Raw genomic sequence first — 19,488 nt, forward strand, 5'->3', positions numbered from 1 at the left:
CAGGCTAGTGGGGCACGCCCCAGGCGGTCAGACGACGCTCGGCGAGCGTCTGCATAAAGCTGTCCAACGCGATCAGGCGGCGCTTCATATCGCTGGGTTCGACGCCTTTCCAGACAGCGGGATCATAGACGGCCTTGGCCTGCTGAAGGTCGTCCCCGGCCTCGAAACGTTCGGCCAAATACAGGATTTCAAGCAGGGCCTGGGGGTCGGTCTGCTGTTCCAGCTTGAGCGCGCCGAACCGGGTCAGACAGGCGGTCATTATGGCGTCATCGGATGTCGGGGACATGATCGGCTCCAGAGGTGCGATGCTGAGATAAGAGCGATGACCGTCTTGTCCAGAATGGGCTGGCCCAGAGGGACTTGTTTCTCGTTTCGCCATCCTGGGCCTTGTGCCTAGGATGGCGGCTCGGGGAGGGGATCGTGACCGACGCCAGACTGGAGATCGCCGCCGGCTTCGCCACCGCACAGGGGCCGAAGGCGGACAATCAGGATTTCGGCGGGGTGCATCTGGGCACCCCGGCCGAGCAGCGCGAGCATGGGGTCGTGGCGGTCATCGCCGACGGGGTGTCGGGCTCGAAGGCCGGGCGGATGGCGGCCGAGCTGACGACGCGCAGCTTCATCGACGGCTATCTGGACCAGAACCCGCTGAACGGCATCGCCGCCAACGGGATCAAGGCGCTGCGGGGCTTCAATCGCTGGCTCCATGCGCGGGGCAGGATCGATCCGGCCATGGAGGCGGCGGCGACCACCTTCACCGCCCTGATCCTGCGCGGGCGGGAGGCGGTGGCCCTGCATGTGGGGGACAGCCGGGCGTATCATTTTCGCGACGGGGTGCTGACGCGCCTGACCGAGGATCACACCCGGGCGCAGCAGGGGCTGAGCCATGTGCTGTACCGCGCTGTCGGGATCGAGGCGGACGTCAAGCTGGACGTGCGTCATGTCGGCCTGGCGCCGCACGACCGGCTGCTGCTGACCACGGACGGGGTTCACGGGGTGCTGACGGACGAGGCCCTGGCGCGGCTGCTGGGGCGGCGCGGATCGCCCGACGCCGACGCCCAGGCCATTCTGGCCGAGGTGGCCGAGGCGGGCGCGCGCGACAACGCGACCGTCCTGGTCATCGACGTCATGGGGATCGGGGCGCCCGACTGGGAGGCGATCACCGCCGAGGCCGAGGGGCTGGCCATACTGCCGCCGCCGAAACAGGGCGAGACGGTCGACGGGTTCCATCTGGAGCGGCTGGTGGCGGACGGCCGCTATACGCGTCTGTTCCTGGCGCGGTCCGGCGACGCCCGGTCCGGCGACGCCCGATCCAGCGACGAAAGGGTCGTCCTGAAGTTTCCCAAGCCTGCGGCGGTGTCGGAGCGGGGGGCGCGGACCGCCTTCCTGCGCGAGGCCTTCATCGGCCGGCGGATCGACAGCCCCTTCGTCGGCAAGGTGCTGAGCCTGGATGCGGGGCGCCAGAGCCGGCTCTATATCGTCCAGCCCTTCTATCCGGGCCAGACCCTGCATGCGCGGCTGGCCGAGGACGGGCCGTTCGAGATCGCCGAAGGGATCGGCGTGGCCCTGAAGCTGGCGCGGGGCGTGGCGGCCCTGCACCGGGCGGGGGTGACGCACCGCGACATCAAGCCGGACAATGTGATCCTGGAGACGAACGGGGGGCTGAAGCTGGTCGATCTGGGCGTGGCGCGGCTGAAGCGGGCCGAGGAGTTCGCCGAGGCCGAGGCGCCCGGCACCCCCGGCTACAAGGCGCCCGAAATGTACGACGGCGAGAGCGGGAACGCGGCCACCGACCAGTTCGCCCTGGGCGTGACCCTGTACCGGCTGTTCACCGGCGCCTATCCGTGGGGCGAGGTGGATCCGTCGGACGCGCCGCGCTTCGATCGTGCGCCCGTATCCTTGGGCCGTCGGCGGCCGGACATGCCCGCCTGGCTGGAGGCCGCCGTCATGCGCGCCGTCGCCGTCGATCCGGATGACCGGTTCGAGGACGTGGAGGAGCTGATCCATGTGCTGGAGACGGGCAGCGCCGCCGCCGCGCCCGCGCCCCGCCCCCTGTCGCTGATCGAGCGCGATCCGGTGCGGTTCTGGCAGGGGCTGTGTCTGGTCCTGGTCGTGCTGCTGATGGTGTCGCTGGCGACGCGATAGGCGCGGCTATGACACGCCGTTCGGCAATATCGTCGTCGGGTCAGGATTCCGGTCGGGTCAGGACTCAGGCGGCCTCGGCCAGCGGCGGCAGCACATTGTCCAGGTCCAGCAGGCTGATCATCTCGCCGTCGACGGCGAATATGCCGGCGATCACGCCGGGGCCGCCGTCGTCGCCCATGTCAGGGGTCTGTTGGCGCATCCCGTCGTCCAGTTCGACGATGTCCGACACCGCCTCGACCAGAAGACCGACCGTGCGCGAGCCGCATTTCACCACCATGATGGCGTGACGGGCCGAGGGTTCCTTGGTCGGCAGGCCGAGGCGCGCCGCCAGGTCGATGATGGGCAGGACGACGCCGCGAAGATTCACGACGCCCTTCATATAGTCCGGCGCACGGGGCAGGGGCGTGGTGGGCGTCCAGCCGCGGATTTCCAGCACCGAGGTGATGTCGATGCAGAAGGCTTGCTCGCCGACGCGGAAGCCGACCAGTTCGCGACGATCACCCTTGGAAATCAGCATCACAAATTCCTCCCGACCCAGGCCAAACCGATTGGCTGATCCCGAGGCAGACCCCAGTCTCGCGCACCAGCCTAGCGATTTCGTTAATGCGGACGGAGTTTCGGATGGCGCGGCCGAAGCCGGGTTCAGGCCCGCCCGCCCTGGCTGGAAAGCCGGCCCGCATCGACGCCCATGCGGGCCAGGGCGCGGGTCCATTTGGACTCGTGGTCGCCGTCGAAAATCAGATCCAGGTCGGCGTCGGTGGTCAGCCAGACGTTTTCGGCCAGTTCGTCCTCCAACTGGCCCTCGCCCCAGCCGGCGTAGCCGAGCAGCAGGGCCGACCGGCGCGGGCCGGCCACGGCGTCGGTCATGGCGGCCAGGGCCTCGCGCGTCCCGGTCATGGCCAGGCCGTCGCCGAAGGGCAGGGTGTCGTCGCCCGTGCTCCAGTCGTCGGTGTGCAGCACGAAGCCCCGTTCACGTTCGACAGGTCCGCCCATCAGGACGACCCGACCGACCGAATCCTCCGGCGCCGGCGCGTCCAGCTTGTCCAGAACAGTCTTCAGATCGACGCCGGGCGCCGGGCGGTCGATCCGCAGCCCCATGGCGTGATCCGGCCCGTGCGCGCAGATCAGGATGACGGCGTGTTCGAACCGGGGGTCGCCGATGCCGGGCATGGCGACCAGGAGACGGCCCGTCAGGGATGAGGCGTCGGTCATGATGATCCTATCATCGGGCGTGAAACGGGCGGGCGCAAGGCGTTGCCGCTTGCGATGACGGCGGCGACGTCTATCTGTCGCGGGCGCACCCAACCAACCCGCGCGGAGAGAGCCCCATGACCATCCAGATCGGCGACCGGATTCCGAACGCGAGCTTCGCCCGGGCGACGGCCGAAGGCCCCAAACCCGTCAATACGGCCGACATCTTCGCCGGCAAGACCGTGGCCCTGTTCGCCGTGCCGGGCGCCTTCACCCCCACCTGCTCGGCCCGCCACCTGCCGGGCTTCAAGGACAATCTGGAGGCCATCAAGGCCAAGGGCGTGGACGTGGTCGCCTGCATCTCCGTCAACGACGCCTTCGTCATGAAGGCCTGGGCCGAAAGCCAGGGCATCGACGACGAGTCCATCGTCATGCTGGCCGACGGCAACGGCGACCTGACCCGCGAACTGGGTCTGGTGCTGGACGGCTCGGGCTTCGGCCTGGGTCAGCGGTCGCAGCGCTATTCCATGCTGGTCAAGGACGGCACGGTCACCCAGCTGAACATCGAACAGGGCGGCGAGTTCAAGGTGTCTTCGGCCGAGCACCTGCTGGCGCAGCTCTGATAGGGGTTGGTCCAGGCTGCCGCTTCGCGACTTGAGCTTCGTGACTTGAGTTCTGGACCGATCATGAGCACCGACGTCTTCAGTCCTGAACAGCGCAGCGCGGTGATGCGGCGCGTGAAGGGGCGCGACACGTCGCCGGAACTGGCCGTGCGCAGGATCCTGCGCGCGGCCGGGATCGGGTATCGGCTGGGCGGCCAGGGCCTGGTCGGTCGGCCGGATGTGACGATGAAGGGGCGCAAGGTCGCCGTCTTCGTCCACGGCTGTTTCTGGCATGGGCACGACTGCGCGCGGGGGGCGCGCAAGCCCAAGGCCAACGCCGAATACTGGAGCGCCAAGATCGACCGCAACCGCGCCCGCGACGTGCGGGTGACGGCCCAATTGCGGGATGACGGCTGGCGGGTTCTGACGGTGTGGGAGTGCGACCTGCGCACGCCGGGCTTCGCCGAACGGCTGGTCGCGGATGTCCGGGATCAGGCGGCGGCGATCTCGGCCGCCTGAGCGGAGTCGTCCAGCACATGCTGCAGCGCGCCCAGCAAGGCCGGGGGCGTCAGGGGTTTCGACACGAAATAGGCCATGCCTGCGGCCTGACAGGCGGCGACGTCTTCGGGGGCGGTGTCGGCGGTGACGGCGACGACGGGCGTCCGGGCGTTGGGGCCGCCCTCGGCGCGCAGGCGGCGGGTGGTCTCGCGCCCGTCCAGCTCCGGCATGCGGACATCCATGAAGATGACGTCGAAGACCGTTTCGGCGCAGCGCTCCAACGCGATCATGCCGTCGGCGGCCGTGACGATGTCGCAGCCGAGAGGCTGCAGGATCAGTTGGACGGCGCGACGGTTGATGTCGTGGTCGTCGACCACCAGCAGGCGCAGCGGACGGTCGTCGTCGGTCTGGTCGGCGGTTTCGGCCGTCGGGGAGACGTCGGCGTCCCGTGGGACGGCCTGCGGCGTTCCCGCGTCCGGCCCCGCGGCCAGCGGCCGGGCCGCCAGGGCCAGGGCGATGTCCAGGCGGCTGTCGTCGCCGGGAACCAGGATCGGCGCGGCGTTCTCGCCGAAGGGCAGGCTCAGGGAGACGGTGAAGCTGGCGCCCTGGCCCGGCGCGCTGCGCGCCGTCAGGCGGCCGCCCATCAACTCGACCAGGTCGCGGCTGATCGCCAGACCCAGGCCCGAACCGCCGTACCGGGCGCTGACGCCTTCGGCCGTCTGGTCGAACGGGTTGAACAGCCGCGCCAGCTGATCGCCGGTCATGCCGGGGCCGGTGTCCTGAACCTCAAGCAGAACACAATAGCCGGAGGGCTCTTCGGCCCAGGCGTCCAGGCGCAGGGTGATCCGGCCCTGGGGCGTGAACTTCACCGCATTGGACATCAGGTTGTTCATCACCTGCCGGATCCGCATGGCGTCGCCCTTGACGCTGCGGGGCATGCGCGCGGCGCCCTCGACGCGCAGCTTCAGGCCCTTGGCCTCGATCGGTCCGCGCCACAGGCGCAAGGTCTGGGCCAGCGTGGCGCGCAGGTCGAAGTCGACGGCCTCGACCGTCATCCGGCCGGCGCCGATCTTGGAGTGATCCAGCAGGTCGTCCAGCAGGGCCTTCATCATCAGCCCGGCGTCGGTGATCAGATGGGCGTTTGACCGCGAGTTCGCGTCCAGCGCCTGAAGCTCTGCGGCGCCGGTCAGTATGGCGCCGATCGGGGTGCGCAGATCATGACCGATGGCGGCGAGGAAGGCGGTGTGAGCGACCAGGCTCTCTTCGGCCTTCACACGCAGGCGCTCGGCCTCGGCGTGGGCGCGCATCTGGTTCTCGGTCGCCTCGCTCATCTTCTGCCAGCTGATGATGGTGAAGAAGATGACCAGGACCACGGCTGCGGCGGCCGTCATCACCAGGGGCGGCGGCGCTCCGAACCAGGCGGCCAGGAAGGGAACCGCCAGCAGATACAGCATCGGCGGCGTCAGGGAGGAGACCAGTATCGATTTCGAGCGCGGCGAATTGATCATCGAGAAGAGCATCAGGGCCGGCAGCATCAGGGCCGCGCAGACCCCGCCCAGCGGACCGCCGATCAGCCACATCGGAATCGACAGACTGCCGAACAGCGAGGCGCTGGCGAACAGGCTCAGGCAGGCCGTCACCTGGCCCCAGAGGGGGATCTTCCCGTCGCCGTCACGATTCACGCGCGCGAAGGCGAGCAGTTCCAGACCCTGCATCAGGCCATAGGCCGCGAACCAGGCCAGGCAGATCCGCCAGCCGATCATGGGCGTCACGACAAGGGCGACGGCGGCCCCCAGTCCCAAACGCTGCAGCAGATTGCTGCGGCGATGGCGGGCGGCCACTGTCCAGCCGCTTGCGGCGGTGTCGACTGCGGTCGTCTTGGACATCCAGCTTCCCGGCAATACGAACCGTGGTCGTTCGCTTGGCGGTACTAGACGCAGATCGAGGCTAACGCTCTGTCAACGCGAGGCCCCGATAGCGGCCGAAATTGAGGAAAAACCATCGGCGCGCAGTCGCGCCGCCAGATCACGCTTGATGCGGGTGATCAAACCGGGCCCGTCGTAGATCAAGGCGGAATAGACCTGAACGGCGCTGGCCCCCAGACGGATGCGGGCATAGGCCTCGGCCCCGCTGTCGATCCCGCCGACCGCGATCAGGGGCAGGCGCCCCTGGGCGGCTTCGGCGGCGGCGCGCAGAGCCTTTTCCGCGAACGGGCGGATCGGGGCGCCCGACAGGCCGCCTGTCTCATGCGCATCGGGGGATCGCAGGGTCTCGGGCCGTTCCAGGGTGGTGTTGGAGACGATCAGGCCGTCGATCCGGTGCGCCAGCGAGGCCTCGACGATCATGCCGATCTCGTCGGCGATCAGGTCGGGCGCGATCTTCAGGAAGACCGGCACGCGGGCGGCGGGGGCGGCGGGGGCGGCGGGGGCGGCGGGGCGGGCGGCGTCGATCCGGCCCAGCAGATCGTCCAGCTGTTCACGCCCTTGCAGGGCGCGCAGACCGGGGGTGTTGGGCGAGGAGATGTTGACGGTGAAATAGGAGGCGCGGCCAGCTAGGCGTTGCAGGCCGGCGACATAGTCCGCCGCCTTGTCCTCCGTATCCTTGTTGGCGCCCAGGTTGGCGCCGACGACCACGTCCGTGGGACGGTGATCCAGACGGGCGGCGAAGGCCTCCAGGCCTTCATTGTTGAAGCCCATCCGGTTGATGATCGCCCGGTCCTCGGTCAGGCGAAACAGGCGGGGCTTGGGATTGCCGGGCTGCGGGCGGGGCGTGACCGAGCCGCATTCGACGAAGCCGAAGCCCAGCCGCGACAGGCCGCGCAGGGCCTCGCCGTTCTTGTCCAGGCCGGCGGCCAGGCCGACGGGATTGGGCAGGGCGAGCCCCGCCAGCGTCGTATGCAGGCTCGGATCGTCGGCCGCCGGGGCGGGAAGGGGGGCGAGGGCCAGGCCCTTGATCGCCACCTGGTGGGCGGTCTCGGGATCGAGGCGGCGAAGGGCGGCGGCGCCCCAGTCGGCCAGCAGGCTCATGCCGGATCCTCGAACAGCATGGCTCCGTCCTCGGCGACCGAGAGGGCGCGCAGGGCGGTGACGGCGGCGACGGGCAGGGGCGCATACAGATGCGGAAACAGGTCGCCGCCGCGCGACGGCTCCCACACCAGATCCGCGCCGAACCGGGCCAGATCGACCGTCAGCAGCATCAGATCGTCGCGGCCCGCGTAATGGCGGCGCACGGTCTCGACCAGCTGTTCGCCGGTGGACATGTGGATGTAGCCGTCCGCCAGATCGACGGCGGAGCCTTCGTAACGGCCCTCGGCCAGGGCCGCGCGCCATTCCTCGGCGGCGAGGATCTTGTAGGCGGTCCCGGTCATGCGACCCCCAGGTCGCGCGGAGTCAGGAAGCCTTCGAAGACGCAGCGCCCCGCGACATCGACGGTGAACAGGGCGGCGGCGGCGGTCGGGAAACCCCCGGCCAGACGGTCCAGAATGGCCGGCGAGGCCGCGCTTTCGGACAGGTATTCGGTGGCCAGCACATGGACGCCGGGATTATGGGCCAGCAGCATCAGGCAGCCGGCCTCGTCCTCACAGGACTCGACGAAGCGACGCAGCACGTCGGACGGCGCATTGTACAGGCGCGGTTCGTCGCGGACTTCGACGTCGCCGAAGGCGTCATGCATCTGGTCCCAGGTCTGGCGCGTGCGGACGGCGGACGAGACCAGGGCCAGGTCGGGCTTCAAACCGCGCTCGGCCAGGGTCTGGCCCATCCGCACGGCCTCCTTGCGCCCGGTGTTGGACAGGGGGCGGGCTTCGTCGCCGCCGGACGGGCTGGAGGCCTCCGCCTGGGCGTGCCGCATGAGGATCAGTCGATGCATGAGGCTCGCCATAAGGCCGTTCGCGTCCGACGAACAGATGGGACGATCTCAACTCCCTGTCAGGGGTGCGGACGGGGCGTCGGGGAGGAGGTCGAGGCGACGGGCTGGGGCGTCAGCGCCGGCCGGGCCGGAACGCGCTGGGCCAGGCCGCTGGGGCGGATGCGCGCATAGGCCTGTCGCGACGCCTCCAGCAGGATCACGCCCGCGGTGTTCGGCGCGATGCGCCGCCCGACCTGTTCGAAACCGTCGGCCAGGGGCAGCAGCGGCGTCCAGGGCGGGACATACAGGGTCTGGGACCAGGCCGCAGGCTCCAGCCCCGCCTCGCGCACCAGCCGCTCCAACTGGCCCCGGGTGAAGGGGCGGCCGTGGCCGAAGGGGGTGTTCTCGGCCCGCGCCCACAGGCCGCCGCGCGCCGCCGCCGCCAGGATGATGCGCCCGGTGGGGGCCAGGGCGCGCACCGCCTCCAGCAGCAGGGCGGCGGGATCGTCGGCCTCTTCCAGGGCGTGGACCAGCAGGATGCGGTCGAACGACCCGGCGGCGAAGGGCAGGCGGCGGTCGTCGACCAGAAGGGTGCGGTTGCGCCCCACGCTGGGCCAGTGTTCGACGCCCTGGCCGCTCGGCATGGCGGCGACCACGCGGCGGGCGCCGACGAATGCGTCCAGCCAGGGCGTGGCGTAGCCGACGCCCAGAACGTCGCAGTCGGGGGCCTCGCCCCAGGCGTCGTCCAGGCGCCGGGCCAGCAGACGGCGCACCAGGGCCCCGGTCGGCTCGCCGTAGAAGGTTCGAAGCTCGTCGATGCTGCGCCGCATGGGGTCCACCATAGGCCCGCCGGAGCCGTCCTGCTAGAATGACGTCATGACCCTGGATGTTCACCTGTTTCCGTGCCGCAGCGACAATTACGGCTTCCTGATCCGCGATACGGCGACCGGCGTGGTCGCGGCGGTGGACACGCCGGATGCGGAGCGAATCCTGCAAGAGCTGGAGGCCCTGGGCTGGGGGCGGCTGGACCTGATCCTGAACACCCACTGGCACCCGGACCACACCGAGGGCGACAAACGGCTGAAGGCCGAGACGGGCTGCGAGATCGTGGGGCCGGAGGAGGTGCGCCGCGTCGCGCCGCTGGACCGGGTGGTCGCGGACGGCGACGAGGTGATGGTCGGCGAGACGCGGTTCGAGGTCACGGCCACGCCCGGCCATACGCTGGGCCATGTGGTGTTCCGCTCGGTCGAGAACCAGTTGGCTTTCGTCGGCGACACCCTGTTCGCCCTGGGCTGCGGCCGGTTGTTCGAGGGGACGCCGGAGCAGATGTGGGCCAGTCTTCAGACCCTGGCCGCCTGGCCCGAGGCGACCGTCGTCTGGTGCGCCCACGAATATACGGCCTCGAACGCGCGCTTCACCCTGACCCTGGACGACCGGCCCGAGACCCGGGCCCATGCCGAGGCGATCTTTGCGGCGCGGGCGCGGGGCGAGCCCACCGTGCCGACGACGATCGGGACGGAGCGGCGGTTCAATCCGTTTCTGACGGCGGGCGATGCGGCCCAGTTCGCCGCGCGGCGGGCCGCGAAGGACGGCTTCAGCGGCTGAGGACGTCGTCCGCGACCACGCGGACGATCAGGGCCGAGGACGGCCGGCCGGCCACGCCGGCGCGCGGCATGATCACGATGCGCAGGACGCCGCGAGAGAAGGTCGCCTGCGGGCCCCGGCCCTGATCGACGATCTCGATACGGCGGATCTTGTCCGCCTCGCGGCGCAGGGCCGGCGATCGGGCCATGCGGGCGATGGCGTCCACGGCGGTCGACAGGGCGTCGGCGGCCACGGCTTCCGAGCCCGGCTGAATGTCCACGTCCACGACCACCAGTCGGCCCAGGGCGCGGCTGGCCCGGTCGCTCTGGCGGATGATGTAGTTCCACAGCTGGACGGCCGTCAGGGCCGGGGCCAGCAGGGGCGCGGCCTCGCCCGACGGCGAGACGGGCGAGCCCTGGGGCGCCGTGGTGGTGTACAGGGTCATGCCGCCGTCGGCCGTGACGCGCAGCACCTGGTCGCCGTTGTCGTTGCGATAGACGATGTCGCCGCGCGGCGCGGGGGCGGGACGCAGCACCCAGATCTCGGTCGAACGGTCGAACCGCAGCAGGGGGCGCGACCCGGTCACGTCCAGCACGAACCCCTGTCCCGTGCCGGCCACGTAGCGGGCCGAGGGCGGCAGGTTGCGGCGCGACTGGGCGTGGCAGTCCGAGGGCAGGACCGCAGGCGCAGCCACGGACAGACCCACGGTCACGACGGCCGCCAGGGCCATCGCGGTCACGCGAGGCGACTTTTTCGCCCAGTCCGTTTCCGTCAACTTCATGAGACTGTGGATGAAACCGTCACGCGGCGGATTTTGGGCGAAGCCGCTTCACCCGACCAGGTACTGACCGCCGTTCAGAGACAGGGTGCAGCCTGTGACATATCCAGCACGCTCGCCCACCAGCCAGGACACCATGTCGGCGATCTCCTCGCCCTTGCCCAGGCGGCCCACGGGGATCTGGGCCACGATGGATTCCAGCACCTTGGGGTCCATGGCGCCGACCATCTCGGTGTCGATATAGCCGGGGGCGATGCAGTTGACGGTCACGCCCTTGCGGGCGTTCTCCAGGGCCAGGGCCTTGGTGAAGCCGATCATCCCGGCCTTGGCGGCGGAATAGTTGGTCTGGCCCACCTGGCCCTTCTGGCCGTTGATCGAGGAGATGTTGACGATCCGGCCGTGGCCGCGGTCGCGCATGCCGTTGATGACCTGGCGGGTGGTGTTGAAGACGCTGTCCATGTTCACCCGGATCACGTCGGACCACTGGTCATGGCTCATCTTGTGGAAGAAGCCGTCGCGGGTGATGCCGGCGTTGTTGACCAGGATGTCGACCGGACCCAGCTCGGCTTCGACCTCCTGCACCGCGCGCGCGCAGTCTTCGAAGCTGCCGACATTGCCCTTCACCACGAAACAGCCGGTGGCCCTGGCCGTGGCCTGGGCGGCTTCGTCATTGCCGGAATAGCCGGCGGCGACGCGGACGCCGTCCTCGCTGAGGCGCTGGACGATCGCCCTGCCGATGCCTCGGGTGCCGCCGGTCACGAATGCCACACGCGCCATGATCGTTTCCTTGTCCCTTTGGTCCGTCTGCTGCGGACCGTGGTTAAAGGTGTAGCGACGCCTCGGCCGCAGGCAAGCCCGATTTCCGCGGGGGAAACCGGGCTTGATGTCGCACGGATCAGGCCGCCAGCTTCTCCATGTCGATGACGAAGCGGTAGCGGACGTCGGATTTCAGCATCCGCTCATAGGCCTCGTTGATCTGGTCGGGGGCGATGGTCTCGATGTCGCAGGCGATGCCGTGTTCGGCGCAGAAGTTCAGCATCTCCTGGGTCTCGGCGACGCCGCCGATCAGCGAGCCGGCGATGCGGCGACGACGCCACAGCAGGGGCACGGCGTAGACCGGCAGGCCCTCGGTGGTCAGGCCCAGCATGACCATGGTCCCGTCGCGGGCCAGCAGCTGGACCTGGCTGGAGATCTCGTGCGTGGCCGAGACGGTGTTGATGATCAGGTCGAAGCTCTCGGCCGCGGCCTTCATCGCCGCCTTGTCCGAGTTGATCAGGAAATGCTTGGCGCCCATCCGTTCGGCGTCGGCCTTCTTGCGGTCCGAGGTGGACAGGACCGTGACCTCGGCGCCCATGGCCGCCGCCAGCTTGACCGCCATATGGCCCAGGCCGCCCAGGCCGATGACCGCGACCTTCGAGCCCGGTCCGACGCCCCAGGTCTTCAGCGGCGAATAGGTGGTGACGCCGGCGCACAGCAGGGGGGCGGCGACGTCCAGCGGCAGGCTGTCGGGGATGGACAGGACGAAATGCTGGTCGACGGTGATGTGGTCGGAATAGCCGCCCTGGGTGATGGTCTCGGCCGTGCCGCCCTTCCGGTCCTTGCCGCCGTAGGTGCCGGTGAAGCCGGGCACGCAATACTGCTCCAGCCCTTCCTGGCACGACGAACATTCGCGGCAGCTGTCGACCATGCAGCCGACGCCGACGCGGTCGCCTTGCTTGAAGCGGGTGACGTTCGAGCCGACGGCCGCCACCACGCCGGCGATCTCGTGACCGGGCACCAGCGGGTACTGGGCCTGGCCGGTCTCGCTGCGGGCCATGTGCAGGTCGGAATGGCAGATGCCGCAGTATTTGATGTCGATCAGCACGTCGTCGGGGCCGGGATCGCGCCGTTCGAAGCTGTAGGGGGTCAGGGGCTTGTCGGCGGCGGTCGCGGCGAAGGCGCGTGTGGCGATCGGCATGGGGAAGTCCTTCAGGCTTTCGGGCAGGCGGTGGGGCGTGGGCGGCAGATGTGGCCCGGCGTGACCGGTCGCAAGGCGGCGCACGTCATTTCAACTGGGCGATCAGCGCCTGGGCGGCCGCCGGGTTCCGTACCTTGGCCCCCGAGATGAAATAGGCGAAGACCTCGCCGCGTTCGGCCCAGGCGCGGGCCTGGTCGGCGACGGCGGACAGTTCGGCGGCGGTCATGCCGGTGGGCTCGTCCTCGCGGCTGGACATCAGCCGGGCATAGGTAAAGTCGGCGGTCGCCTCGTCGATCTGGGGCCAGGTCGGCTCCTCGTCATCGACGGCGTAGACGATGGCGACGCCGTATTTGCGGGCCAGGTCGTAGAACTGTTCGGTGGCGAAGGTCGGGTTGCGGACTTCCAGGGCGTGGCGCAGGCGCAGGCCGTCCTTCTCCGGGGGCAGTAGTTTCAGGAAGCCCTCGAAATCCTCGGGGTCGAACTTCTTGGTCCCCATGAACTGCCAGTTGATCGGGCCCAGCTTGTCGCCCAGTTCGGTCAGGCCCTGGGAGAGGAATTTCTCGAAGCTCTCGCCGCCGTCCGACAGGATCTTGCGATTGGTGCAGTAGCGGCTGGCCTTGACCGAGAAGACGAAACCGTCCGGCGTCTCGTCGCGCCATTTGCGCCAGGAGTCGGGCTTGAAGGTCGAATAATAGGTGCCGTTGATCTCGATACTGGTCAGTTTCGACGCCGCGTATTCCAGCTCGCGCTTCTGCACCAGGCCCTCGGGATAGAAGACCCCGCGCCAAGGTTCGAAGGTCCAGCCGCCGACGCCGATGTGGATGGGGTGGGTCATGGCCAGTCGCTTCCCAGAGGTGAGGCCGTCCAGTCCTCGCGTGCGCTGCGGATGCGGAGGACTGCGACGATGTCGTCGATGTGTTCGTAGATGATGACGTGAGCGCCATAGGGCTGAACCCTGACGGGCGGCTGGATATCCGTGTGCAACCGGCCCGTATCGGGGAACAGGAGCAACTGCTGCAACTGGTCTTCCAAGCCTGAAATATAGGTTTCGGTCTGGCGGGCGCCGAACATTTCCAGGCCCTGCCAGAAAATCAGGCGCAGATCCGCTTCGGCGTCTTCGCTCAGCCGCAGGCGGGTCACGCCGCGCCCTTGCGTCTTTCGAATTCGGCGCGGACTTCCTCGAAGATCTCACGTGGGGTCTTTTCGCTGATCCCGCCGGCGCGCGCCTCGTCCACCAATCGCTGCATATGGGCGATCTTCTCGGCCTTGACCTGTTCGCGGCGGATCAGGTCACGGACGACGTCCGAGGCGTTGGCGTAGCGGCCTGATTTGGCCTGTTCCTCGACCCAGGCCTTCATCGGGTCGGGCAGGGAGATGTTCATCGTCGCCATGGGGTCTGCTCCTGTCCGGTCAGAATGGGGGTTTGGCAATCTTTGTCAATTGTCGCAGGGGATTTCAGACGGTGCGGCGAAAAAACAGTGTCTGAATCGTCTGAATTGTCTGAAATCGGGGTGGGACGAAATTGCGGGGACCCTCGAACCCAGGGCGAGGCGCCAGAGTCTGCAACTGAATGAGCCTCCCTTCCAATGCCGACGACGGGAGTATAGGCCCGCAGGGAAGAGCGGGGGGTGGCGACGGGATTTTTCAGTCAGGCGGTTGTTTCGCCGACAGAATGTCTGCGGAATTAGGATAGGTGGCGCCTGCGCCGACCGTCCGCGCGCCGGCCCTTACGAACGGCGCGCCATGGTCACGGCGCCGATATGACCGCCGATGGGGAGCAGACGGACTCTGAGGCTCGCATCGCCCTGGAACCCGCCGCGCGACCGGCCCGTCAGGGTGAAGGTCATGCGCACCCCGCCCGAGGCCATGACCACAATCAGCTTGCCGTCCCTTATGCGGCAGTCCGCCGGATCCCCGTCGAGGACGCACGAAAGCCGGCCGCGCGGCTGGGGCGTGACCGTCAATGGGAAATCCAGCTGGTTTCCGCTCTTGGACTTGAAGGAGATGTTGAGGTCCTGCCGCTCAGCCGGCGTGATCTTCAGCATCCAGTCGCCGGCCAACTCGCCACCGGTGATGGGCGGCGCGGCCTGAGCCAGGGCCGTTCCGCAAAGGGCGCAGGCCGCCAGGCCGCCCGCCAGGAACGCTCGCCGCTTCGCCATGCCCGCCTCCGAAGGTTCAGCCTGGAGTAGGGTAGGTCGATGATGCTGGATTGCCGCGTGAATTATTGGAAAGGTTGGGGATCAGCGGACTGTGCGGAGGTCTTAAAGGGGTGAAAGGGGTGAGAAGCGGACGACCATGGATTATGCAGCCCGTGTTTCTCCGACGTTCAAAAACGGCGTCACCGCCGCCATCGCGCGCTGGACGTATTCAGCCTTCTCGCCGACGGGCGCGACGTAGTGAATGGCTTCTTCTGCGTCACGCAAGGTCGCCAAGCGCGCAATCATCCAAGCGGCAAGGTATTGCGAGGCTAGGCAACCGCCGGCGGTTGCGACATTGCCGTGCGCGGCGAACGGCGCATCAACGACATTTACGCCCGCCTCGATAACCCAAGGCTTGGTCGTCAGGTCGGTGCAGGCGGGCAGGTCGCCGATCAGCCCCAGCTTGGCCAGTAGAAGCGTGCCGGAGCACTGAGCGCCGATTAGCTGGCGTGACGGGTCCAGCGGGAGGCGCGACAGGAACGTGGGATCGGCGGCGTAATCGCGGGTCTTGATCCCGCTGCCAATCAGCACCGCGTCGGCGTCGGCCAAGAACTCCAGCGGCTTCTGGCGCTGAATCGTCACCCCGGCCATCGAGGTGACCTCCGGCGTGGGGCAGGTGATGTGGGCCGCCCAGCCCTGTGATTTCATCCGGTTTAAGATGCCTGCTGCGATGAAGGAATCCAGCTCGTTGAAACCATCAAGGGTTAGGATGGCGATCTGCATGACGGGCACGGCGCTAGGAGATGATGAGGAAGACGGCAGGGTCGCCGAGTTATAGGGCCGCCGCAAGAGCGGACATTCTGATTGCACGGTTCGGGTCGTCTTGCGAAATCGCCGCCGGTTCGCAAAGCAGACTTGGGAGCAGGGCTCTCACCCGCTGCTCCGGTTGTGACCGGTATGTTCGATTACACCATCCCAGGCCCAGGTTCAGCGAACCTAGACGCCTCGTCAACCGATGTGAGGCACGGCGTGGTCGGATGCTTCCTCGCTCACCCCGCGTCCAGATCCCCCCTTGCCGCGTCCGCCAGGGCGAAGAAGCGGTTGCGGACTTCGGCGGCGAAGGGGTTGTCGCGTTCGATGGCGCGGAAGACGGCGGGGCTGTCGTGGCGGACCATGTCGACGGCCTGCATCAGGCGGTCGAAACTGGCGGTGGTCATACGGGTCGGCAGGGGCTCCATGGCCAGCAGCAGGCGGGCGATCAGATGGGTCAGGCCCTGGACCGTGGCGGCCTCGCGGTCGTGGTCCTCGGGGCTGACCTGGAACACCTTCAGGGCCAGGGCGCGGCGGCAGAAGGCGGCGACGCGGCGGGCGTCTCTGCGCGCATCGGGGGCGTCGCGCACTTCGCAGACGGCGAGGCGCAGGCCGGCGATGCCGGCCTTGCCGCTCTGGGGGCCGAACAGGGGGTGGGTGCCGACGATCCGCACGCCGGGGGGCAGGAGCTCGGCCATCAGCCGGGCGGGTTTGACCTTCACCGAGCCGACGTCGATCACCAGGGCGTCGGGGCGCAGGTGGGAGCGGATCTCGGTCAGCGAGGCGGCCAGGGCCTCGACCGGGACGGCCAGAATGATCGTGGGACAGGCGGCGGCGGCGGCCAGGTCGGTCAGGGTCGCGTGGTCGTCTGTGTCCGTGGCGGCCGGATCATGGGCCTGGATGTCGAACCAGGGCGACAGATGCCGCGCCGTCAGCCGCCCGAAGGCGCCGAAGCCGATCAGGCCGAGTTTTTCCTTCTCCCCCGTCATCCTCGGGCTTGACCCGAGGACCGGAGGGGCCGCCGCATTGCGTCAGCGGCGGGCGCACAGCCCGATCCGCGCCCGGTCCTCGGGTCAAGCCCGAGGATGACGGGGGTGGGGGTGGAGCGGGTGACGGATTGTGTAGAGGCCGACCTCACAGCGTCTCCATGAACCGCACCGGCCGTCCATGGGCCGCGCCGATCAGTTCGCCGTCCTGCATCACCACCCGGCCGCGCACGATGGTGGCCATGGGCCAGCCGGTGGCCTCAAACCCGTCGAACGGGGTCCAGCCGCAGCGCGACACCTGCTGGTCATGGGTGATCACGCGCTTCGCCTTCAGGTCGACGATGGTCAGGTCGGCGTCATAGCTGACGGCCATCCGCCCCTTGTTGGCCGTGCCGAACACCCGCTGGGCCCCGGCCGAGGTCAGGTCGATGAACCGCTCCAGGCTGAGCCGGCCCTGGGCCACATGGGTCAGCATCAGCGGCACCAGGGTCTGCACCCCCGGCATGCCCGACGGCGAGGCCGGATAGGGTTTGGCCTTTTCCTCCTTCGTGTGCGGCGCATGGTCGGAGCCCAGCACGTCGGCGACGCCCTGCTGCATGCCCCACAGCCACAGGGCGTCCACATGCTCCTGCGACCGGATCGGCGGGTTCATCTGGGCATAGGCGCCCAGTCGCTCATAGGCCTCGGGCGCGGCCAGGGTCAGGTGTTGCGGCGTGATCTCGACGGTGGCGACATCCTTGTGGAAGCGCAGGAACTCCATCTCGTCCTTCGTCGTGACGTGCAGCACGTGGATGCGGGCGCCCGTCTCCTGGGCCAAGCCGACCAGGCGGCGGGTCGAGCGGATGGCGCTCTCGGCGTCGCGGACCTCGGGGTGGCTAGTCCAGTCGCCGGTGCGGGCGAGACCCCGCCGTTCGACCAGGCGGTATTCGTCCTCGGAATGGAAGGTGGCGCGGCGGCGCACGTTCGACAGAACCTTGCGCACCCCCTCGTCGTCGGCGATCAGCAGGTCGCCGGTCGAGGCGCCCATGAAGACCTTGACCCCGCAGCAGCCGGGCAGCCGCTCCAGCTCGCCCAGATAGTCGGCGTTCTCGTGCGTGCCGCCGACGTAGAAGGCGTGGTCGGTCCACATCCGGTCCTTCGCCCGCGCCAGCTTGTCGGCCATGGTGTCCGGGTCTGTGGTGTTGGGATTGGTGTTCGGCATTTCGAACACGGCGACGACGCCGCCCAGGGCCGCCGCGCGCGAGCCGGTCTCCAGGTCTTCCTTCCACTCCAGGCCGGGTTCGCGGAAATGGACCTGGGTGTCGATGACGCCGGGCAGGACGGTCAGGCCGGTCGCATCGAAGGTCTCGCCCGCCGAGGCCTGGGACAGGTCGCCGATCAAGGCGATCTTGCCGTCGATCACCCCGACGTCGGCCCGGCCGCGCCCGGCGTGATTGGCCACCTCGCCGCCACGGACGATCAGGTCATAGATCTGGGTCATGGGGGCGGCTCCTGAGGCTGGTTATGCGAGCTTCTAGCGGATGCGGCACGGGTCGCGAAACGGCTAAACCTCTCCCTCCCCGGACGGGGAGGGAGATTGTCGTCAGCCCCGTTCCTTCAGAAGCCGCACCGCGGCCTTCAACACCCGTTCCCACGGCAAGTCCATCATGTGCTGGATCGCCTGGTTCAGCCGGGGGTCCAGCGCCTTGAACTCCTCGAAGCTGCGGGGGCCGCGCACGGCGACGCCGTTCCAGGGGCCGCGGCTCGCCTCGTCGGAGGGGCCGAAGGCGGCCACGACGGGGACGCCCGAGGCGACGGCCAGATGGGTCCAGATCGAGTCCGCGCCGACGTAGAGGCTGGCTTTCGACAGGGCCGCGACGGTCTGGAGCCGGGTCAACTTGCCCTGGAGTTCGATGACGCGGGCGCGGGGCACGGCGTAGCGGATGGTGTGGGCCGCCTCGCGGTCGATCTCCTCGCCGACGAGCATCAGCCGGCCGCCCGCCAGGGGGCCGTCGTCGGCCAGCAGTTTGGTCGCCACCTTGGCGTAGCGTTCGGCGGGCCAGCGGCGGCCCATCCATTCGACGCCGGGGCCGATCGCCAGGATGGGCCGATCCTTTTCAGAATTGGCGCCGCCCGATGCGGGGATCAGGGCCTCGACCTGGGCGCGCGTCTGATCGGAGACATGGAGGCGAGGGGCCGGAACCTCATGCGGCTCCAGCTTCAGCACCGCAGCCGCCGCCTGGACCGCGTGCAGGCCAGGCGGCGGGGTCTTGTCGCGCACCGCCCGCTTCACACGGCGCAGCTTGCCCGACAGGTCCGAGCCGCGCATGTCCACGATCAGGCCCCACTTGGTCCCGCGCACCTGGTTCCACAGGGCGATCCAGTCGAAACGGCCTTCGCGCTCCAGCACCAGCAGCCGTTCCAGGCGCGGGGTGTCGGCGAACAGGGGGGCGCTGGCGGCCGAGCCGACGACGGTGAAGCCGGCCTCCGGCAGGCTGTCGACCAGATGCGCCAGAACGCCCGAGGACAGCACGGCGTCCTCGGCGTCGGCCTCGGCGATATAGAGGATGGGGAAACGCCCGATCATCCGTGGACCTCATACAGGGATTCTGGCCGGGGTTCAGCGTCAAACGCCCGTATCCACAGGCTGGTTTCCCCTGAAGACGCGATGGGCTAGAGCCACGGCCATGAGCAAGACCCCGAATTCGGCCCCCGATCCCGCCGCCCAGGCCGCCCTGGAACGGTTCAAGGCCCAGCGCGTGACGGCCATCTACCGCCTCGATCTGATCGCTCAAGGCGCGACCATCGCCTATGAGGACGGGACGCCGGTGGACATGGCGTCGGAGAAGACGCGGCTGGAGGCCGTCGTCGCCGACATGGATCGTCGCATCGCCCGGCTGGAGCGCACCGCAGGATAGACGCCCGTTGCTGGTGGAGACATGACCAAGGCTTAACTTGCCGCTCGCGTCCCGTCGTG

24 protein-coding genes are annotated in these 19,488 nt (G+C 68.8%); 5 read left to right on the plus strand and 19 right to left on the minus strand.

The window, feature by feature from the left end:
• Positions 1–4: 4 nt before the first annotated feature.
• On the minus strand, positions 5–286 hold the full coding sequence (locus tag AC07NC_RS03170; RefSeq protein WP_292149643.1) for a hypothetical protein: 282 nt from the start codon (positions 284–286) through the stop codon (positions 5–7).
• 134 nt (positions 287–420) lie between these two features.
• Here AC07NC_RS03170 and AC07NC_RS03175 point away from each other — a divergent pair, with 134 nt between their 5' ends.
• On the plus strand, positions 421–2,142 hold the full coding sequence (locus AC07NC_RS03175; protein ID WP_494568553.1) for a bifunctional protein-serine/threonine kinase/phosphatase: 1,722 nt from the start codon (positions 421–423) through the stop codon (positions 2,140–2,142).
• Positions 2,143–2,206: 64 nt separating this feature from the next.
• Here the strand turns inward: AC07NC_RS03175 and AC07NC_RS03180 are convergent, their stop codons facing one another.
• Positions 2,207–2,659 (minus strand): chemotaxis protein CheW, encoded by a 453-nt coding sequence (locus AC07NC_RS03180; RefSeq protein ID WP_035309906.1) that lies wholly within the window; start codon positions 2,657–2,659, stop codon positions 2,207–2,209.
• Between the two features lie 125 nt (positions 2,660–2,784).
• Positions 2,785–3,354, minus strand: a complete 570-nt coding sequence (locus AC07NC_RS03185; protein ID WP_494568554.1) for a YqgE/AlgH family protein — start codon at positions 3,352–3,354, stop codon at positions 2,785–2,787.
• Positions 3,355–3,470: 116 nt separating this feature from the next.
• Here AC07NC_RS03185 and AC07NC_RS03190 point away from each other — a divergent pair, with 116 nt between their 5' ends.
• Complete coding sequence (locus tag AC07NC_RS03190) at positions 3,471–3,956, plus strand: peroxiredoxin (RefSeq protein ID WP_494568555.1); 486 nt, start codon at positions 3,471–3,473, stop codon at positions 3,954–3,956.
• A gap of 63 nt (positions 3,957–4,019) precedes the next feature.
• Complete coding sequence (locus AC07NC_RS03195) at positions 4,020–4,454, plus strand: very short patch repair endonuclease (protein ID WP_494568556.1); 435 nt, start codon at positions 4,020–4,022, stop codon at positions 4,452–4,454.
• On the opposite strand, the gene AC07NC_RS03200 is transcribed toward AC07NC_RS03195, so the two are convergent.
• The 5 genes from AC07NC_RS03200 to AC07NC_RS03220 all read right to left on the minus strand — a co-directional run bounded on the left by AC07NC_RS03200 (position 4,427) and on the right by AC07NC_RS03220 (position 9,109).
• Positions 4,427–6,319 (minus strand): ATP-binding protein, encoded by a 1,893-nt coding sequence (locus tag AC07NC_RS03200; RefSeq protein ID WP_494568557.1) that lies wholly within the window; start codon positions 6,317–6,319, stop codon positions 4,427–4,429. The two genes, AC07NC_RS03195 and AC07NC_RS03200, sit on opposite strands and share 28 nt — an antisense overlap.
• Before the next feature lie 72 nt (positions 6,320–6,391).
• Positions 6,392–7,459 carry a quinone-dependent dihydroorotate dehydrogenase gene (locus tag AC07NC_RS03205; protein ID WP_494568558.1) on the minus strand — a complete coding sequence of 356 codons (1,068 nt, stop codon included), beginning with the start codon at positions 7,457–7,459 and terminating at the stop codon, positions 6,392–6,394.
• Positions 7,456–7,800, minus strand: a complete 345-nt coding sequence (locus tag AC07NC_RS03210) for a DUF952 domain-containing protein (RefSeq protein WP_494568559.1) — start codon at positions 7,798–7,800, stop codon at positions 7,456–7,458. The genes AC07NC_RS03205 and AC07NC_RS03210 overlap by 4 nt, the downstream gene beginning before the upstream one ends.
• Entirely contained in the window at positions 7,797–8,300 is a 504-nt protein-coding gene (locus AC07NC_RS03215) for a SixA phosphatase family protein (RefSeq protein WP_372705120.1), read from the minus strand. Before AC07NC_RS03215 ends, AC07NC_RS03210 begins: the two co-directional genes overlap by 4 nt.
• Before the next feature lie 59 nt (positions 8,301–8,359).
• Positions 8,360–9,109: a methyltransferase domain-containing protein gene (locus AC07NC_RS03220; protein ID WP_154726577.1), complete on the minus strand. Its 750-nt coding sequence runs from the start codon at positions 9,107–9,109 to the stop codon at positions 8,360–8,362.
• A gap of 46 nt (positions 9,110–9,155) precedes the next feature.
• Here AC07NC_RS03220 and gloB point away from each other — a divergent pair, with 46 nt between their 5' ends.
• The gene (gloB, locus tag AC07NC_RS03225) at positions 9,156–9,884 is read left to right on the plus strand and encodes a hydroxyacylglutathione hydrolase (protein ID WP_494568560.1); all 729 of its coding nucleotides are present in this window, start codon (positions 9,156–9,158) and stop codon (positions 9,882–9,884) included.
• Here gloB and AC07NC_RS03230 read toward each other — a convergent pair.
• The 11 genes from AC07NC_RS03230 to AC07NC_RS03280 all read right to left on the minus strand — a co-directional run bounded on the left by AC07NC_RS03230 (position 9,874) and on the right by AC07NC_RS03280 (position 19,098).
• Complete coding sequence (locus tag AC07NC_RS03230; RefSeq protein WP_230307690.1) at positions 9,874–10,593, minus strand: DUF4908 domain-containing protein; 720 nt, start codon at positions 10,591–10,593, stop codon at positions 9,874–9,876. The two genes, gloB and AC07NC_RS03230, sit on opposite strands and share 11 nt — an antisense overlap.
• Positions 10,594–10,692: 99 nt before the next feature.
• The gene (phbB, locus tag AC07NC_RS03235) at positions 10,693–11,418 is read right to left on the minus strand and encodes an acetoacetyl-CoA reductase (protein WP_035310400.1); all 726 of its coding nucleotides are present in this window, start codon (positions 11,416–11,418) and stop codon (positions 10,693–10,695) included.
• A 118-nt stretch (positions 11,419–11,536) separates the two neighbouring features.
• On the minus strand, positions 11,537–12,598 hold the full coding sequence (locus AC07NC_RS03240; protein ID WP_494568561.1) for an NAD(P)-dependent alcohol dehydrogenase: 1,062 nt from the start codon (positions 12,596–12,598) through the stop codon (positions 11,537–11,539).
• A gap of 85 nt (positions 12,599–12,683) precedes the next feature.
• The gene (locus AC07NC_RS03245) at positions 12,684–13,433 is read right to left on the minus strand and encodes a DUF72 domain-containing protein (RefSeq protein WP_494568562.1); all 750 of its coding nucleotides are present in this window, start codon (positions 13,431–13,433) and stop codon (positions 12,684–12,686) included.
• Positions 13,430–13,738 (minus strand): type II toxin-antitoxin system RelE/ParE family toxin, encoded by a 309-nt coding sequence (locus AC07NC_RS03250; RefSeq protein WP_008263996.1) that lies wholly within the window; start codon positions 13,736–13,738, stop codon positions 13,430–13,432. Before AC07NC_RS03250 ends, AC07NC_RS03245 begins: the two co-directional genes overlap by 4 nt.
• A complete protein-coding gene (locus AC07NC_RS03255; protein ID WP_492071417.1) occupies positions 13,735–14,028 on the minus strand; it encodes a type II toxin-antitoxin system ParD family antitoxin in 294 nt (97 codons plus the stop codon). The genes AC07NC_RS03250 and AC07NC_RS03255 overlap by 4 nt, the downstream gene beginning before the upstream one ends.
• 297 nt (positions 14,029–14,325) lie before the next feature.
• Positions 14,326–14,757, minus strand: coding sequence for a hypothetical protein (locus tag AC07NC_RS03260; protein WP_494568563.1), 432 nt, complete (start codon positions 14,755–14,757; stop codon positions 14,326–14,328).
• A gap of 141 nt (positions 14,758–14,898) precedes the next feature.
• Positions 14,899–15,519: a DJ-1/PfpI family protein gene (locus AC07NC_RS03265; protein ID WP_494568564.1), complete on the minus strand. Its 621-nt coding sequence runs from the start codon at positions 15,517–15,519 to the stop codon at positions 14,899–14,901.
• A gap of 266 nt (positions 15,520–15,785) precedes the next feature.
• Positions 15,786–16,535 carry a prephenate dehydrogenase/arogenate dehydrogenase family protein gene (locus AC07NC_RS03270; protein WP_494568565.1) on the minus strand — a complete coding sequence of 250 codons (750 nt, stop codon included), beginning with the start codon at positions 16,533–16,535 and terminating at the stop codon, positions 15,786–15,788.
• Positions 16,536–16,680: 145 nt separating this feature from the next.
• Positions 16,681–18,012 carry a dihydroorotase gene (locus AC07NC_RS03275; protein ID WP_494568566.1) on the minus strand — a complete coding sequence of 444 codons (1,332 nt, stop codon included), beginning with the start codon at positions 18,010–18,012 and terminating at the stop codon, positions 16,681–16,683.
• 102 nt (positions 18,013–18,114) lie between these two features.
• Complete coding sequence (locus AC07NC_RS03280; RefSeq protein ID WP_494568567.1) at positions 18,115–19,098, minus strand: glycosyltransferase family 9 protein; 984 nt, start codon at positions 19,096–19,098, stop codon at positions 18,115–18,117.
• Positions 19,099–19,198: 100 nt separating this feature from the next.
• On the opposite strand from AC07NC_RS03280, the gene AC07NC_RS03285 reads away from it, so the two are divergent.
• On the plus strand, positions 19,199–19,429 hold the full coding sequence (locus AC07NC_RS03285; RefSeq protein ID WP_494568568.1) for a hypothetical protein: 231 nt from the start codon (positions 19,199–19,201) through the stop codon (positions 19,427–19,429).
• Positions 19,430–19,488: the final 59 nt, after the last annotated feature.

The sequence above is a fragment of the Brevundimonas sp. GW821-FHT10A07 genome, assembly GCF_059415785.1.